This window comes from Candidatus Andeanibacterium sp. (assembly GCF_057143545.1).
The window spans coordinates 1-15,909 of the sequence record NZ_DBNHSF010000045.1 but is presented as its reverse complement, the minus strand read 5'-3'; the positions used below and the strand labels follow the sequence as shown (position 1 = coordinate 15,909).

Sequence of the window (15,909 nt, the reverse complement as noted above, 5' to 3'; positions counted from 1 at the left end):
ATCTCAGCCAGGTGCAGGTGTTCCCGACCGAGTTCGAGGACATCCAGCGCGAATACCCGATCGTCTTTCGCAGCGACATAAGCGGAGCGCTCCGTCCGGTCGCGCTGCTGGGGCTGGGGCGCAGCGAAAACCTGTTCCTCGATGGTCAGGGTGGCTGGGACGCGGACTACGTCCCGGCGCTGCAGCAGCGGGGACCGTTCAGCATCGCCACCCCCGCATCGGGCGACGGGGAACCGAAGATCAAGATCGACCTCGACCATCCGCGCCTATCGCGCAGCGAAGGCACGCCGATCTTCCTCCCCCAGGGCGGCAATTCACCCTATCTGGAGAAGGTCAGCGCGGTGTTGCGGGCGATCTATCTCGGGCACCAGCTGCTCGATCCGATGATCGAAGCCTTCCAGTCGGCGGGGCTGCTGCGCCCGGTCAATATCGAAGCGCGGGTGAGCGAGACCGAAATCTTCGCGGTGTCCGGCGCCCAGGCGATCGACCGCGAACGGCTTGCCGCACTAGATGCCAATGAATTGCACGCCCTCCACAAGGGCGGATTTCTCCAGTCGGCGTTTCTTGCCGCGGCCTCGCTCGGCAATATCCAGCGCCTGGTCGATCGCAAGCACCGGCAGGCGGCCGGCAACGACGCCAAGTGAGTATCGGCGCACAAGCTGTGAGACGCCTGGCCGGGGTGAAGCCCGATGCAGTGCCCTATGACAGCCTGATCGAAGACCAGCAGCCGGTGGTGCTTGAGGGAATCGCGCGCGACTGGCCGTTGGTACGCCACGGGCTTGAAGGCCCGGCAGAGGCGGTCGCCTATCTCAAGCGGTTTGCCGGGGACCGGCCTGTAACCGGTTTCACCGGACCTCCAGAGATCGGCGGGCGGTTTCACTACAACCGCGATCTTACCGGGCTCAATTTCACCTCCGAGCGGGTGCCGCTGGCTGAATTCCTCGACACGATCATGGCCCATCTCGACGACGAGCACGGGCCGTCTTTCTATATCGGTTCGACCGATCTCGACATCTTCCTGCCCGGGCTGCGCGCGGAGAACGACCTTCGGCTCGACCATCCGGACTTTTCGATCAAGCCCGCGCTGGCCAGCATCTGGATCGGCAATCGCACCACCGCCTCGGCGCATTACGACATTTCCAACAACCTCGCCTGCTGCATGGTGGGGCACAGGCGCTTCACGCTGTTCCCGCCCGAGCAGATCGCCAATCTCTATCCCGGGCCGCTCGAACCGACTCCCGGCGGGCAGGTCGTGACGATGGTCGATTTCCGCGCGCCCGATCTTGCGCGCTATCCGCGGTTTGGCGAAGCGATGGCGGCGGCGCAGGTGGCCGAGCTCGAGCCCGGAGACGTGCTGTTCTATCCGGCGCTCTGGTGGCACCAGGTCGAAGCGCTCGATAGTTTCAACGCAATGATCAATTACTGGTGGAATCCGGTGCCTGCTTTCGTCGACACGCCGCAGACGACGCTGCTCCACGCGCTGCTCAGCCTGCGCGACCGGCCCGAGAGCGAAAAGCGCTCGTGGAAGGCGTTGTTCGACTATTACGTGTTCGGTCCGGCGGGCCGGGCGGCGGAGCATTTGCCGGATCATGCGCAAGGCAGTCTTGCCCCGCTCGACGAGCCGAAGGCGCGCCGGTTGCGGGCGCAATTGCTCAACCGGCTGAACCGGTAAGGAGAGGGTTCGAGTGGAGGGCAGGCAGGTCAAACGGGTGGTGATTGCAGGCGGCGGGACCGCGGGATGGACCGTGGCCGCCGCGCTGGTGAAGCAGCTCGGGCAGCTGGTCGAGATCATCCTTGTCGAATCCGACGCGATCGGGACCGTGGGCGTCGGGGAATCGACCATTCCCACCGCGCGCCGCTTTCACGAGCTGATCGGCCTCGACGAGCGCCAGTTCGTCTGCGCCACCAAGGCCAGCTTCAAGCTCGGCATCGCGTTCGAAAACTGGGCGCGCGAGGGCGACCGCTATTTCCATTCCTTCGGCACGATCGGGCAATCGACCTGGATGGCCGACTTCCATCACGTCTGGCTGCAGGCGCGCGACCTCGGCATTGCCGGGGAGTTGGGCCAATATTGTTTCGAACTGCAGGCCGCCGAAGCGGGCAAGTTCTACACCGGCGAGAATTCGCGCCTCAATTATGCCTACCACCTCGACGCGACGGCCTATGGCCAATTCCTGCGCCACTACTCCGAGCCGCTGGGGGTCACGCGCATAGAGGGCAAGATTGCCGAAGTGCGTCTGGCGCCCGACAGCGGGTTCATCGCAGCGCTGGCGCTCGAATCCGGGGAGGTCGTCGAAGGCGACCTGTTCATCGATTGCACCGGCTTTCGCGGATTGCTGATCGAAGATGCGCTCGAGACCGGATTCGAGGACTGGACCCACTGGCTGCCGACCGACAGCGCGATCGCGGTCCAGACCGAAGCGGTCGGCCCGGCGCGGCCCTATACAAGAGCGATCGCCCATAAGGCCGGCTGGCAATGGCAGATCCCGCTGCAACACCGGGTCGGCAACGGGCTGGTCTATTGCAGCAGCCTGCTGTCCGACGACGAAGCCCAGGCGCTGCTGGCTGAGCGCGTCGAGGGCACGATGCTGACCGACCCGCGGATCATCCGCTTCCGGGCGGGGACGCGGCGCAAGGCCTGGAACCGCAACTGCGTGGCGATCGGGCTCTCAAGCGGCTTTGTCGAACCGCTTGAATCGACCAGCATCCATTTGATCATGATCGCGGTCACCCGGCTGATCCAGCTGTTCCCGTTCGACGGATCCCACGAGGCCCTCGCGCGGCGCTTCAACGATCTTTCGCGCCGGGAGCTCGAAGGCATCCGCGATTTCATCATTCTCCATTATCACCTCAACCAGCGCGACGAGGAACTCTGGCGCAATTGCCGCGCGATGGAGATTCCGCCGTCGCTGGCCCAGCGGATCGAACTGTTCCGCGAGAGCGCGCACGCCTTCCAGGCCGCCGACGAGCTCTTCCGGATCGATTCCTGGGTCCAGGTCATGTTCGGTCAAAGGCTGGTTCCCGTGGGCCGCCACCCGATGGGCCGCCTGATGAGCAAGGAGCAACTCGGCAAGGCGCTCTCCAGCCTGTCAGCCAATATCGACCGGGCGGTGGCCCAGCTACCGCAGCACCAGGCCTTTCTCGACTCCTATTGCCCCGCCTGAACCGTCAGGGCGCGGTCCCGAAGCGCCAGATCGTGGTCGCGCGATAGGTTTCGCCCGGCCGCAAGATCGTCGTCGGGAATTCCGGGCGGTTGGGGCTGTCCGAAAAATGCTGCGTTTCGAGCGCGATCCCGTCGCGCGGCCGGATCGCGCGGCCCGACGGGCTGAGATCGGCGCCGTCGAAATAGTCGCCGGTATAGGCATGGACCGAGGGTTCGGTGGTCTCGACTGTCAAGCGCCGCCCTGATGCGGGATCGGCCAAGATGACGGCCCTGCCAAGCTCGCCCGCCGGCTTGTCGAGTGCCCAGCTGTGGTTGTAGCCGCCACGGTCGGCCGCCAGCAGCGGCGATTGCGCATCGATCCGCTCGCCGATTGCATGGGGCTCGCGGAAATCGAGCGGTGTGCCTGCGACCGGGACGAGTTCACCCGTCGGGATATCCTCGTTGTCGGTTGCGGCAAACCGTTCGGCAAAGACCTGCAGCGCGTGGTCGGTCACCGTCCCGCTGTCGATCCCGCCGAGGTTGAAATAGCTGTGATTGGTGAGGTTGAGCGCTGTCGGCGCGTCGCTGGTCGCGGCATAGTCGATGTGCAGGCTATCATCGGGATGGAGCGTATAGGTCACGCTCAGTGACAGCGTGCCGGGAAACCGCTGGGCCTCTGCCGGATCGGTCAGCGTCAGCTCGGCGCCGACCGTCTCGCCATCGGTGAACGGGCGAACCTGCCACAGCTTGAAGGCTATCCCGGGCTCCGCCCCGCCATGAAGCGCGTTGCCGGCAAGGTTGGGCTCGAGCGTCACTTCCTGCCCGTCGATCGCGAACCGCGCATCCTTGATCCGGCCGGCATAGCGACCGACGATCGCCCCGAACAGATTCTTGCCGTTGAGCTCGCGATATTGGGATTCGGAGCCATAGCCGAGCACGACATTGGCGTTTTGCCCGTCCCGGTCGGGCGTTTCGATCGCGGTGATCACGCCGCCATAGTTGAGGAACCGGACCGTCAGGCCCGAAGCGTTGCGCAGCACATATTCGCGGATTTCGGGATCGTCATCGGTGATCCCCGCGATGTCCGCTTCGCCGACCGGCGCCGCCAGCGCGAGGGTTTCATCCCCGGTCGCGGCAGGGCTGCACGCTCCTGCCAGCGCCAGCGCCGGCAAGAAAAGGACCAGCCTGTTCATTGCTTCACTCCTTCGCCAGTGCCGTAAAGCGCATCGGCCGCGAGCGCGAGGAACATGTAATTGGTCGCCCCGCCGCCCATCACATATTCGCCCTGCTGCCAGAAATACGGCCATTCCTTGAGTTCGGGCAGGTCGGGCCGGACGAGGTTGGTCCCCGAGATAACCCCGCCAGGGATATAGGACCAGTCCGCGCGGTTGACGCCATAGGCCACCAGCGGCGAATCCGCCCCGACACCCGAAACGAAGCTCTCGGTGTTCTCGCCCGGGTGGACGCCAAGCACGAAATTGAGCGCGTTGAGGAAGCTGTCGGTGCGGGTCGCCTGCGGCCAGCCCTTGTGGAAGAACCATTGCCGCACGCCGAGCGACTGGATCGTCCAGCCCGCGCCCCAGATTGCCGGCTCGTAGGGCACGCCATAGGGGCTGTCGCTGCGGGCGCTGGCCTCCACTTCCTGCTGGTGTTGCGCCACCGCGGCGGCAAGGCGTTGGCGGAAGCCCTGCGGCAGCCGGTCCTCGATCGATGCGAGCCGCCATGCCGTTCCGCCGACATCCGCCAGGATGTCCTGCTCCAACGCTGCCAGGCGATCGATATAGGCAAATTCGCCGGTCGCCTGCGCCAACTCGGCGAGCGCGAACACCTTGTTCGACAGATTGGTCGCGCGGTCGAAAGCGCCTGCCGTGAGTTCGCGCGCCGCGTCGATCGCTTCCTCGCCCAGCGGCGAACCGTGCGCGCGCATGACTCGCCCGGCTGCGGCGAGGCCGCCCGCAACGTATAGTTCGCGATTGGGGTTGTCCTCGGTGAAGACCCAGCGGTCGTCCCACTGGATCGGGCCGCCATTATTGTCGACGCCCAGGCCATCGACCGGCTGCTTGAAGCGGTTGTCGGTATGGTTGGCGGCATCGCCGAGCATGACATAGGCGCGCAGGCTCGGCGTGATGATCCCGCGATAGAGCCGCCCGAGCGCGCGGTAGCCGCCGAGCACGCTCAACAGCCCGTGTTCGATCTGCTGGATCGCGTCGTTGACGCCGTCGGGATCGTGGATCTCGACCAGCTTTCTCTCCTGGTCGATCGTCGTCGCATCGTAATCGAGGCCGAATTCCTCGACCATCTTGGCCAGCATATAGGTCGTGCCGATCTGCGATTCCACGCGTAGGTCGTAATCGCCCGCATCGTGCCAACCGCCCCGGTCGAGACCCGGCACGATGTCGCCCGGCGCGTAGGATGTCAGCGTCGCATCGCCCTGCACGTAGCCGTCGAAATGGTTCAAGGAAACCGGCGCCATCAGCGCGTCGTCGAGATGGTCCAACCCGTGCCAGATGCGGTATTTCTGGTTCACCTGCATGTGACACATCTGGACCGGGAGGAAATATTCGAGCGTGGGCTGCCAGGCATGGCGGGCATAGACCTGCGGGTCGATCCGGAACGGGTGGGACCTGGCATCGCCATAGGCGATCTCGTAAAGGCCGCTTTCGCGCACTTCGCTGAAGTCGAAACTGGCATAGCTGTAGCGCAGGAAATCGCCCCAGAGCTGCGGCACCGCCGCCAGGACCTTTTCGCGGCCTTCGGCGGTCAGGCGGTACAGCACCGCTTCGGAGCCGGCCGCGCTGCCGCGCGCCAGCTCGATCACCGCGCGCTTGGGCTGGGCCGGGGCATAGCCGATCTGCGAGACCTGGATCACCGGGCCGTAGGACCAGTCCGCGACGGTGCTGGGTGTGACGATCCATTCGACGGCATTGTCGGTGGCGCCAGCCGGGATCGGGGTCCGGACGATGAACCAGCCATTATTATGCGCCGAGCGCCCATCGATCAGCTGCAGTTCGCCGGGCCCGTCGTTGCGAAAAGTGATCCGCCGCATCTCGTCTTCCGGCGCGACCGTAAGCTGCCGGCCGATGGCGAGCGGAGCGGCGAGGACCTGACCATTGGGATCCTGCACCGGCCCGTTTTCCTGGACATTGCGGGGAACGGGAACCGTCCCGCCCGCCTGCTCGACCATCGGACCTTCGGGTTGCGGGCTGAACAGGCCGGCCGCCTCGTCCATCAGCCAGGCCTTGCCGAACAATTCGCCCGGGAACAGCTCCATGTTGAAGCCCGCCCGGCCGACCCATTCGTCCGGGAGCGGCTCGGCAAGGTCGACGGTGATGCGGAAGCTGTTGCCGCCCGCCGGGGTAACGGAGACCGAATATTCGAGATCGAGGTCGGGGTAGAAGATCGGATTGAAGCCGTGGCCGTTCTTGCCCGGATCGGGATAACGCAGCGCCTGCACGATCGTCCCGCTCGCCGGATCGATGCTGCGCTCGCCCGCCGAAACCGGCATCGGCGACCATTGCCCGGGCTCCGCCTCCAGCCGGAGGTCGCCATTCGCCGCCACCCTGCTGCCGTGCTGGATGATAGTGACTCCGGTCTGGTGGCCGTCGGGATAGATGTCGTCGAACACGATCACGTCGAGGCCGGGAGCGGAGAAATAGTTCCGCTCAGGGTCGAGGGCCAGTTCGGCCCCGGCTTCGGTACCCGCGGCTGCGATCCCCGCAGTCGCACAGGTCAGCAACAACAATCTCGCAAATGTCATTCTATCCCTCTCCGGCCGGCTTCCGGGGTTCTTCTCCGGAAATTCAGATCGTGCCGGAACCCTTCTAGCGGACCCGGCGAGGGGTGAAAGAGGGCTAAGTAGGGCGTACGCGAACGTCGATGTTAGCACTTGCAACATTTCATTGTGCACTGCACAAGTAGCGGATGAGGATCGCAATCGTCGATGAGAGTGCTGCGCGCGCTTCGATCATTGAAGAAGGTCTGGCCGAACTGGCTGATTGCGAGATATTCGTCCTGACCGACCGTAGCGGCTTGCTGGCCGAGATCGAGCAGGTCGCGCCGGATATCGTGTTGATCGATCTGGGAAATCCGTCGCGCGACGTGCTCGAGGAATATTTCGCGGTCAGCCGCGCGCTCGCCCGCCCGATTGCCATGTTCGTCGACGAAAGCGACGACGACGCGATTGCTGCATCGATCGATGCCGGGGTCTCGGCCTATGTCGTCGACGGGCTCGCGGCCAACCGTATTCGGCCGCTGCTCGACCTCGCCGTTCGCCGGTTTAACGCCTTTTCCCGCCTGCAATCCGAACTCGCCGAAGCGCAGGGCAAGCTCGCCGAACGCGAGACGATCGATCGCGCAAAGCGCATCCTGATGGACAGCAAGGGCATCCCCGAACCCGAGGCCTATGCCGAATTGCGCCGCAAGGCGATGCAATCGAGCAAGCGGATCGCCCAGATCGCCGAGGCGGTCGTCACCGCCCATGAGCTGCTGGGAGAATGATGATGAGAGGAGACGGGCAATGAGCGAAAAGCTAACGATCGGTTTCCTGCCGCTGGTGGATGCATGCCTGCCGATCCTGGCGCATGAGCACGGCTTTGCCGAAGAGGAAGGGCTCTCGCTCGGCTTCCTGCGCGATGTCTCGTGGGCGACGGTGCTCGACCGGCTGCTTTACGGGCACAGCGATGCCGCCCATATGCTGGCGCCGCTGGCGATTGCGACCGCGCTCGGCATCAACCGCCCGGCGCAGCGGCTTTCGGCTCCTTTCGTGCTCGGGCTCAATGGCAACGGGATCACGGTCAGAACCGGTCTGGCCCGGAAGATTGCCCCGGAAGGCGGCCTGGGAGACCCGGCTACGGTCGGCGCGCGCCTGGCCGAGCAGGTTCGGGAACTGGCCGCAAACGGCAAGAAACTGCGCTTCGGGGTGGTCCATCGCTATTCGAGCCACAGCTACATGCTGCGCTACTGGCTGGCCGGCTGCGGGATCCGGCCCGACCAGGACATAGACATCGTCACCGTTCCTCCGCCGTTCGTTGCCGATGCGCTTGCCTCGGGCGAAATCGACGGTTCCTGTGTCGGCGAGCCCTGGAACAGCGTCGCAGTCGAACGCGGGGTGGGCGAAATCGTCCTCGCGACCGCGCAGATCTGGCGCCGGGGCGTCGAGAAGGTCCTCGCCGTGCGCGAGGAAGTCCTCGAACAGCGCCGGCCGGCCTTCGAAGCGCTGATCCGCGCGATGCGCAAGGCCGGCAGGCATTTCATCGATCCCGCCAACTGGCAGGCGAATGCGGACATTCTTGCCCGGCCCGAATATGTCGGGGCGGATGCAGCGCTGATCCATCATGCGATCTCCGACCGGCTGGTGCTGCGCAAGGGCGAGGAACCGATCCACTACTCCGATTTCATGTTCCAATATCGCGAGGCGGCCAACTTCCCCTGGGTCAGCCAGGCCGAGTGGCTCTATTCGCAGATGGTTCGTTGGGACGGTCTCCAATTCTCTCCCGAGGCGGCCTGCAAGGCAGCCCGCGTGTTCCGGCCGGACGTATACCGCACTGCACTAGAAGGCACCGGCGAGCCGCTTCCAGGCGCGAGCTCCAAGGTCGAAGGGAGCCTCGGGCAGCTTACTTCGGTGACGGCGCAGCAGGGAGATATGGTATTGTCGGCAAATACTTTTTTCGACGACCGGGTGTTCGATCCGGACGATATCGAAGGCTATCTCCAAAGCCTGGAGTAAACAGAAATTTTTGCTGCAGTGCAAAATATCCCTTTACGCGAAAGCCTCGAATCGGTTACTGAGATGGCCGAGCCGGTCGGATCGCCCAGGGTCGGGCGAAGCAAAACCGCACCGGACAATGTCTGAAATTGCGTGGCAACGTTGCCGCCCGATCTGGTCCAGGCTGGACCGAATCGAGGCGGCTTTTTTGCGTTTCCCGCTGGTGAAGGAAGCAACTGATCGTGACGAACGGGGACGGTTTCATGGGGATCAATTTCAAACGCGGCGGCATGCTCGCGGCAGTGCTGGCCGGGTTGGCGGTGGCCGCTTGCGGGTCGGGGACCGACGATGCGAGCGGGCCTGCCGTCGCCGCGGCCAATCTCGACGGCACGATCGAGAAGCCCAATCTCAAATTCGGCTTCATCAAGCTCACCGACATGGCGCCGCTCGCCATCGCCAAGGAGAAGGGCTTCTTCGCCGAGGAAGGCCTCAATGTCGAACTCGAACCGCAAGCGAACTGGAAGGTCCTGCTCGATGGCGTGATCGGCGGCCAGCTCGACGGGGCGCACATGCTCGCCGGCCAGCCGCTCGCCGCGACGATCGGCTACGGCACCAAGGCCGACCTGATCGCCCCGCTCAGCCTCGACCTCAACGGCAATGCCATTACCCTGTCGAACAAGGTCTGGGACATGATCAAGGACGACCTGCCCAAGGGCGCGGACGGCAAGCCGATCCATCCGATTTCCGCTGCGCATCTCAAGCCGGTGGTCGAGAGCTTCGAAGCCCAGGGCAAACCCTTCAACATGGGCATGGTGTTCCCGGTCAGTACCCATAATTACGAGATCCGCTACTGGCTGGCCGCCGGCGGGCTCAATCCCGGCTTCTACAGCGACGGCGACGTCTCCGGGGTGATCGACGCCGACGTCAAACTCTCGGTCACCCCCCCGCCGCAGATGCCGGCGACGCTCGAAGCCGGCACGATCGAGGGCTATAGTGTCGGCGAACCGTGGAACCAGGCGGCGGTGTTCAAGAAGATCGGTGTCCCGGTGATCACCGACGACCAGATCTGGGACGACAATCCCGAGAAGGTGTTTGGCTTGCGCAAGGATTTCGCCGAGAAATACCCGGCGACCACCGCAGCCCTGCTGCGCGCAATCATCAAGGCCCAGCAATGGCTCGACGCCGACGGCGGAGCCAATCGCCGGGAAGCGGTCGAGATCCTTTCGCGTCCGAACTATGTCGGTGCCGATGCAGAAGTGATCGCCGCCTCGATGACCGGCAAGTTCACCTTCGCACCGGGCGATACGCGCGATGCGCCCGGCTTCAACATCTTCTTCGACAAGTTCGCCGGCTATCCATATTATTCCGACGCCGTCTGGTATCTCACCCAGATGCGCCGCTGGGGGCAGATCTCCGAAGACAAGAGCGACCAGTGGTATTTCGACATGGCGAAGGCGGTCTACCGCCCGGATCTCTATCTCGCGGCGGCCAATTCGCTGGTCGAGGCCGGCACCATTCCGGCCGCTTCCGTGCCCGAAACCGACGGCTTCCGGGGTCCGCAGGGCGGCTTCATCGACGGCATCACGTTCGATGGCAAGAAGCCGAACGAATATCTTTCCAAATTCGCGATCGGGCTGAAGCAGGGACAGAAGGTCACTGCGTCAGGGGTGAGCTGAGGCCGCGAATGCACGACCGAGCGACAAGGAGCGAAGACATGGCAACCGTCTATGCCGAGATCGACCAGGAGGAAGTCGCCACTGTTCCTTCGCACGCCGCCAATATCGGCGCGGGGGAAGTCGAGGTGGAGAAGAGCGCGCCTGACAAGGCCAATCCCTGGGCCGGCAAGCTGGCTTCGCTGGCCAGAGACCTGGTCTGGCCGGCGTTCGGCATCCTCGCCTTTGTCGGGCTGTGGGCCGCGCTCGCCCCGCAGGTCGACACTTCGCTCGGCTCGCTGCCCGGCCCGGTCGAAGTCGCCGGGCAAGGCGTGGCGCTCTACGACGAGTGGGTTGCGGCCAGCGCAGTAGAAGCACAGTTCCATGCCGACCAGGACGCGCGGAACGAAGCGGCTATCGCGGCGGGCAATGCCGGCGCCGTAACCGAATTCGACTATGCCGGTCCGCCGACCTTCCTCGACCAGATCCTCACCTCGTTGAAGACGGTCGCGCTCGGCTTCTTCCTCGCCACGCTGGTCGCGGTGCCGATCGGCCTGGTCTGCGGCCTCTCGAAGCGGGTCAACGCAGCGATCAATCCGCTGGTCCAAATCATGAAGCCGGTCAGCCCGCTGGCCTGGCTGCCGATCGTGACGATGGTCATTTCGGCGATGATCACCAGCGCGGATCCGCTGCTGCCCAAGGCGTTCGTGATCTCGGCACTGGTGGTGATGCTGTGTTCGCTCTGGCCGACGCTGATCAACACCGCGGTCGGCACCAGTTCGATCGACAAGGATCTGCTCGCCGTCGGCCGCGTGCTCAAGCTCGGCTGGTTCGCCAAGCTCACCCGGCTCGTCCTGCCCTCGGCGCTGCCCTATATCTTCACCGGCATGCGGCTCTCGCTCGGCGTCGGCTGGATGGTGCTGATCGCGGCGGAAATGCTTTCGCAGAACCCGGGCCTCGGCAAGTTCGTGTGGGACGAGTTCCAGAACGGGTCGAGCCAGTCGCTCGCGCGGATCATGTTCGCGGTGATCGTGATCGGCTTCATCGGCTTCCTGCTCGACCGGCTGATGATGTGGCTGCAGGCGCTCGCTTCCAGGAACCACACGCTGTGATGCCCGCCGCGATGACCGACCAACCGATCCTGTCCCTGCAGGGTGTGACCAAGGCTTATACCGGGAAGACCGGCGGCACGTCGAATGTCCTCGCCGGGATCGATCTCGACGTTCGCGAGGGCGAATTCATCGCGATCCTCGGCTTTTCGGGGGCCGGCAAGACCACGCTGATCTCCGCGATTGCCGGGCTGGTCAAGCCGGATGCGGGCGAAATCCTGCTCAAGGGGGATCCGATCGACGGCCCGAACAGGGATCGCGGGCTGGTGTTCCAGTCCTATTCGCTGTTTCCCTGGCTGTCGGTCGGGGCCAATGTCGCGCTCGCGGTAGATGCGGTCCACAAGGACAAGTCGAAGGCCGAGCGTGCGGCACTGGTCAGGCAAAAGGTCGAGCTGGTCGGGCTGGGCCACGCGATGGAGCGCAAGCCCTCCCAGCTCTCGGGAGGCATGCGCCAGCGCGTGGCGGTTGCCCGGGCCCTGGCGATGGAACCGGAAATCCTGCTGCTCGACGAGCCGCTTTCGGCGCTCGATGCGCTCACCCGCGCCAAATTGCAGGACGAGATCGAACGCATCCGCAAGGAAGAAAGGCGCACCATCATCCTTGTCACCAACGATGTCGACGAAGCCCTGCTGTTGGCCGACCGCGTCGCGGTCCTCAGCCCTGCGCCCGCGGCCCGGATCGGCCGGATATTCGACATCGACATCGTCCGTCCGCGCGATCGCCGGGCCTTGAACGAGAATGCCGCCTACCAAGGCCTGCGAAAGGCGATCGTCTCCTATCTCGGAAGCTTGAACGAGGAAGCGGCGACGGTCGGAGAGAGTTCGGTCGACCTGCCCAAAGTGACTCCGCTCGATCTTGCGCCCCCGCCGAAGGCCTATCGCGATGCCGCGCGCTCGCCGGTCGAAACGCGCTATCTCGAATTCTACAAGCTCGACAAGGTCTATCCCACGCCCAAGGGACCGCTGACCGTGGTCGAAGACTTCAACCTCCTGATGAACAAAGGCGAATTCGTATCGTTGATCGGCCATTCGGGCTGCGGCAAATCGACCGTCCTGACCATGGCGGCCGGCCTCAACGCGATCAGCGACGGGGGCATCGTGCTCGAAAACCGCGAGATCGACGTCGCCGGTCCGGACAAGGCGGTGGTGTTCCAGGCGCCGAGCCTGATGCCCTGGCTGACCGCGCGGCAGAATGTCGCGCTCGGGGTCGAACGGGTCTATCCGCACGCGGGGAAGGGCGAGCGCCGCGATATCGTCGACTATTATCTCGATCGTGTGGGCCTGGGCGATGCGAAGGAAAAGCTTGCCGCGGAAATGTCCAACGGCATGCGCCAGCGGGTCGGGATCGCCCGGGCCTTCGCCCTGTCGCCGCGCCTGCTGTTGCTCGACGAGCCATTCGGCATGCTCGACAGCCTGACCCGCTGGGATCTGCAGGATGTGCTGGTCGAAGTCTGGAACCGGACCAAGGTCACGGCGATCATGGTCACCCACGATGTCGACGAGGCGATCCTGCTGGCCGACCGGGTGGTGATGATGACCAACGGACCGCGCGCCACGATCGGCAAGATTCTCGAGGTCGACCTGCCGCGACCGCGCGACCGCAAGGCGCTGCTCGAACATCCAAAGTTTTACCAATACCGGCAGGAAGTGCTGCATTTCCTCGCCGAATACGACCACGGGCCTGCCGCCAAGGCAGCCTGATCCTGCCCGGGAGGGGGTGGAGTCCGGCAAGGGGGCCGGGTTCCGCAAGGATCGCCAAGATAGGGCAGGGTGTCCTGTCAGCCGGCCAATCCGGCAGTTCGGCGGGCAACGGTGTTCGCCTCTCGTCCAGTTCTTGGAACGCGGAATCGCAATGATTCCGTTCAGGGAGGTAAACCTATGAATTCGCGTATCTTGCTGCTTACTGGTGCCGCTCTTGTTGCGTGGTCCAACCCGGCCTTGGCCAAGGTCGGCGACCCGGTCGAAATCGGAGGCGGGGTCACGGTCGACCCGCAACTCAATCTCAACCTGCGCTACGAGTCCGTATCGGAAGACAACGCCAAGGAAGACGCCGACGCGCTGACCTTGCGCGCCCGGTTCGGCCTTGAATTCAAGGCCGGCGATGGCTTCTCGCTGCTCGCCGAGGGGGAAGCGACCGGCGCGCTGATTGCCGATTACAACGACACGCTGCCGGGCAACGGCAACGAACCCTATTCGACCGTTGCCGACCCGGAGAATGTCGAGCTGAACCGACTCCAGGTCGGTTACATGAAGGACGGCAACGGGATCACGATCGGCCGCCAGCGGATCAATCTGGATGACCAGCGCTTCGTCGGTGCAGTCGGCTGGCGCCAGAACGAGCAGACCTTCGACGCCGTGCGCGGGCAGGCCAAGCTCGGACCGGTCAAGCTCGATGCGACCTATGCGATCTCGCAGCGGACGATCTTCGGGGTCGACAGCCCGAACGGCCATTTCGACGGCGACCTCGTCCTGCTCAACGCCACGGCGGAGCTGAAGCCGGTCACGGTCACCGTGTTCGCCTATCTGGTCGACTACGACACGCGGCTGGCCTTCTCGAGCGACACCTTCGGCTTTCGTGCGTTGGGCACCTTCACGCTCGTCGAAAGCGTCAAGCTCAACGCAGTGGCGAGCTATGCCTCGCAATCCGACGCCGGTTCGAACCCCAACTCCTACAGTGCCGATTTCTTCAATGGCGAACTGGGAGTTGCCGTATCCGGCTTTAATCTCAAAGGCGGTTACGAATATCTCGGTGCGGATGAGGACGCGACCTGCCTCGGAGCAGGTTGCGGCGCGTTCCAGACCCCGCTGGCGACCCTCCATGCCTTCAACGGCTGGGCCGATCTGTTCCTGACCACGCCGTTCGTGGCCGGAAGCTATGGCGGGATCCAGGATTACTATGCCTCGATTGCCTATAGCTTCCCGGGTGTAACCGCCATTCCGGGGCTCAACGCCACGCTGGTCTATCACAGCTTCGACAGCGCGTTCGGCTCAATGGATTACGGCAGCGAAGTCAATGCTTCGCTCGGCTTCAGGCTCGGGCCGGTCGGGATGCTCGTCAAATACGCGAACTACCAGGCCGATGGCTTCGGCGTGGATACCGAAAAGCTCTGGCTCCAGGCCGGAATCAGTTTTTGAACAAGCGGGCTCTCCGGTGGGGACATGTCCATGCCGGAGCGGGAGGAGCTTGAAGACGGACTTGCTCCTCCCGCATCGACAATGCTGCAGCGCAATAAATTGGCTTGCCCCGGCCAGGCAAATTGGGGTATCGGAACGGCAAGCGGAATCGCGCCGTCCACCGTCGGACGAACCAGCGCAACCGCATTGAAATCAACCCAGCGTGGCAATGGAGCCGCCGGTCAGGTCCTTCGGGATGCGACTTGGCGGCTTTTCTGCGTGCGCATTTCCGGTTTGCCGGAAGGAGGAAGGAAACGGTGAACGCACCAGCTGGCTTCGAGCGCAAGATCGGCATGAGCGGGGCCAGGGAACGCCTGGTCGTGATCGGCAACGGCATGGCCGGCTGCCGCGCCGTCGAGGAGGTGCTCGCACGCGATGCAGAGCGCTACGAAGTGACGATCTTCGGGGCCGAACCGCGCGTCAACTACAACCGGATCATGCTCTCGCCGGTGCTGGCCGGCGAAAAGACCTTCGAGGAAATCATCATCAACGGTCAGGGCTGGTATGACGAGCACGCAATCACGCTCGTCTCGGGCGATCCCGTGGTCCGGATCGATCGCGAGCACCAGGTGGTCGTCTCCGCCTCGGGCCGGGTCGAGCCCTATGACAAGCTGTTGATCGCAACCGGCTCCGATCCCTTCATCATCCCGGTGCCGGGCAGGGACCTGCCGGGCGTGGTGACCTTCCGCGATCTCGACGATGTCGAAAAGATGCTCGCCGCCGCCGACGGGGGTGGCGAGGCAGTGGTCATCGGCGGCGGCCTGCTCGGCCTCGAAGCCGCGCACGGGCTCTCGCTGCGGGGTATGAAAGTTGCGGTGGTCCACCTGATGCCGACCCTGATGGAGCGCCAGCTCGACGAGGCCGCAGGCTGGCTCCTGAAGGAAGAGCTCGAACGGCGCGGCCAGGTGATCCTGACCAGCGCCGACACCGAGGCGATCATCGAGAAGAAGGGCCATGTCGCCGGCGTCCGGCTCAAGGACGGGCGCGAAATCCCGGCCGATGTCGTTGTGATGGCGGTCGGCATCCGGCCCAATGTGCAATTGGCCAAATCCGCCGGGCTCGAGGTCGATCGCGGGATCGTGGTCGACGATCACATGGTGACGTCCGATCCGGCAATCCTGGCGGTCGG

At 64.4% G+C, this 15,909-nt stretch carries 12 protein-coding genes; 10 read left to right on the top strand and 2 right to left on the bottom strand.

The window, feature by feature from the left end:
- From AC16XC_RS02725 to AC16XC_RS02715, 3 genes are all read left to right on the top strand, one after another.
- A partial coding sequence (locus AC16XC_RS02725; protein WP_484033099.1) for a SapC family protein occupies window positions 1-644 on the top strand: 644 nt, incomplete at its 5' end.
- 2 nt (window positions 645-646) lie between these two features.
- Entirely contained in the window at window positions 647-1,672 is a 1,026-nt protein-coding gene (locus AC16XC_RS02720) for a cupin-like domain-containing protein (protein WP_484033101.1), read from the top strand.
- A gap of 13 nt (window positions 1,673-1,685) precedes the next feature.
- Window positions 1,686-3,164 carry a tryptophan halogenase family protein gene (locus AC16XC_RS02715; RefSeq protein WP_484033098.1) on the top strand — a complete coding sequence of 493 codons (1,479 nt, stop codon included), beginning with the start codon at window positions 1,686-1,688 and terminating at the stop codon, window positions 3,162-3,164.
- A gap of 4 nt (window positions 3,165-3,168) precedes the next feature.
- On the opposite strand, the gene AC16XC_RS02710 is transcribed toward AC16XC_RS02715, so the two are convergent.
- Together AC16XC_RS02710 and AC16XC_RS02705 are read right to left on the bottom strand one after the other, a co-directional pair.
- Window positions 3,169-4,335: an aldose epimerase family protein gene (locus AC16XC_RS02710; RefSeq protein ID WP_484033097.1), complete on the bottom strand. Its 1,167-nt coding sequence runs from the start codon at window positions 4,333-4,335 to the stop codon at window positions 3,169-3,171.
- Window positions 4,332-6,899, bottom strand: a complete 2,568-nt coding sequence (locus AC16XC_RS02705; RefSeq protein ID WP_484033096.1) for a cellulase N-terminal Ig-like domain-containing protein — start codon at window positions 6,897-6,899, stop codon at window positions 4,332-4,334. The genes AC16XC_RS02710 and AC16XC_RS02705 overlap by 4 nt, the downstream gene beginning before the upstream one ends.
- A gap of 164 nt (window positions 6,900-7,063) precedes the next feature.
- On the opposite strand from AC16XC_RS02705, the gene AC16XC_RS02700 reads away from it, so the two are divergent.
- The 7 genes from AC16XC_RS02700 to AC16XC_RS02670 all read left to right on the top strand — a co-directional run.
- Window positions 7,064-7,639, top strand: coding sequence for an ANTAR domain-containing response regulator (locus AC16XC_RS02700; protein WP_484033095.1), 576 nt, complete (start codon window positions 7,064-7,066; stop codon window positions 7,637-7,639).
- Window positions 7,640-7,658: 19 nt separating this feature from the next.
- Window positions 7,659-8,867, top strand: coding sequence for an ABC transporter substrate-binding protein (locus AC16XC_RS02695; RefSeq protein WP_484033094.1), 1,209 nt, complete (start codon window positions 7,659-7,661; stop codon window positions 8,865-8,867).
- A 221-nt stretch (window positions 8,868-9,088) separates the two neighbouring features.
- Window positions 9,089-10,522 (top strand): CmpA/NrtA family ABC transporter substrate-binding protein, encoded by a 1,434-nt coding sequence (locus AC16XC_RS02690; protein WP_484033093.1) that lies wholly within the window; start codon window positions 9,089-9,091, stop codon window positions 10,520-10,522.
- A gap of 38 nt (window positions 10,523-10,560) precedes the next feature.
- Window positions 10,561-11,610, top strand: coding sequence for an ABC transporter permease (locus AC16XC_RS02685; protein WP_484033092.1), 1,050 nt, complete (start codon window positions 10,561-10,563; stop codon window positions 11,608-11,610).
- 11 nt (window positions 11,611-11,621) lie between these two features.
- Complete coding sequence (locus AC16XC_RS02680) at window positions 11,622-13,307, top strand: ABC transporter ATP-binding protein (protein WP_484033091.1); 1,686 nt, start codon at window positions 11,622-11,624, stop codon at window positions 13,305-13,307.
- 177 nt (window positions 13,308-13,484) lie between these two features.
- Entirely contained in the window at window positions 13,485-14,741 is a 1,257-nt protein-coding gene (locus AC16XC_RS02675) for an alginate export family protein (protein WP_484033090.1), read from the top strand.
- Between the two features lie 332 nt (window positions 14,742-15,073).
- Window positions 15,074-15,909: NAD(P)/FAD-dependent oxidoreductase (locus tag AC16XC_RS02670; protein WP_484033100.1), on the top strand; the 836-nt coding region annotated here is incomplete at its 3' end.

Coding starts and splice junctions, on each gene's coding strand:
- AC16XC_RS02675 (WP_484033090.1), top strand. CDS start 13,485: ATGAATTCGCGTATCTTGCTGCTTACTGGTGCCGCTCTTGTTGCGTGG.
- AC16XC_RS02680 (WP_484033091.1), top strand. CDS start 11,622: ATGACCGACCAACCGATCCTGTCCCTGCAGGGTGTGACCAAGGCTTAT.
- AC16XC_RS02705 (WP_484033096.1), bottom strand. CDS start 6,899: ATGACATTTGCGAGATTGTTGTTGCTGACCTGTGCGACTGCGGGGATC.
- AC16XC_RS02685 (WP_484033092.1), top strand. CDS start 10,561: ATGGCAACCGTCTATGCCGAGATCGACCAGGAGGAAGTCGCCACTGTT.
- AC16XC_RS02700 (WP_484033095.1), top strand. CDS start 7,064: ATGAGGATCGCAATCGTCGATGAGAGTGCTGCGCGCGCTTCGATCATT.
- AC16XC_RS02710 (WP_484033097.1), bottom strand. CDS start 4,335: ATGAACAGGCTGGTCCTTTTCTTGCCGGCGCTGGCGCTGGCAGGAGCG.
- AC16XC_RS02695 (WP_484033094.1), top strand. CDS start 7,659: ATGAGCGAAAAGCTAACGATCGGTTTCCTGCCGCTGGTGGATGCATGC.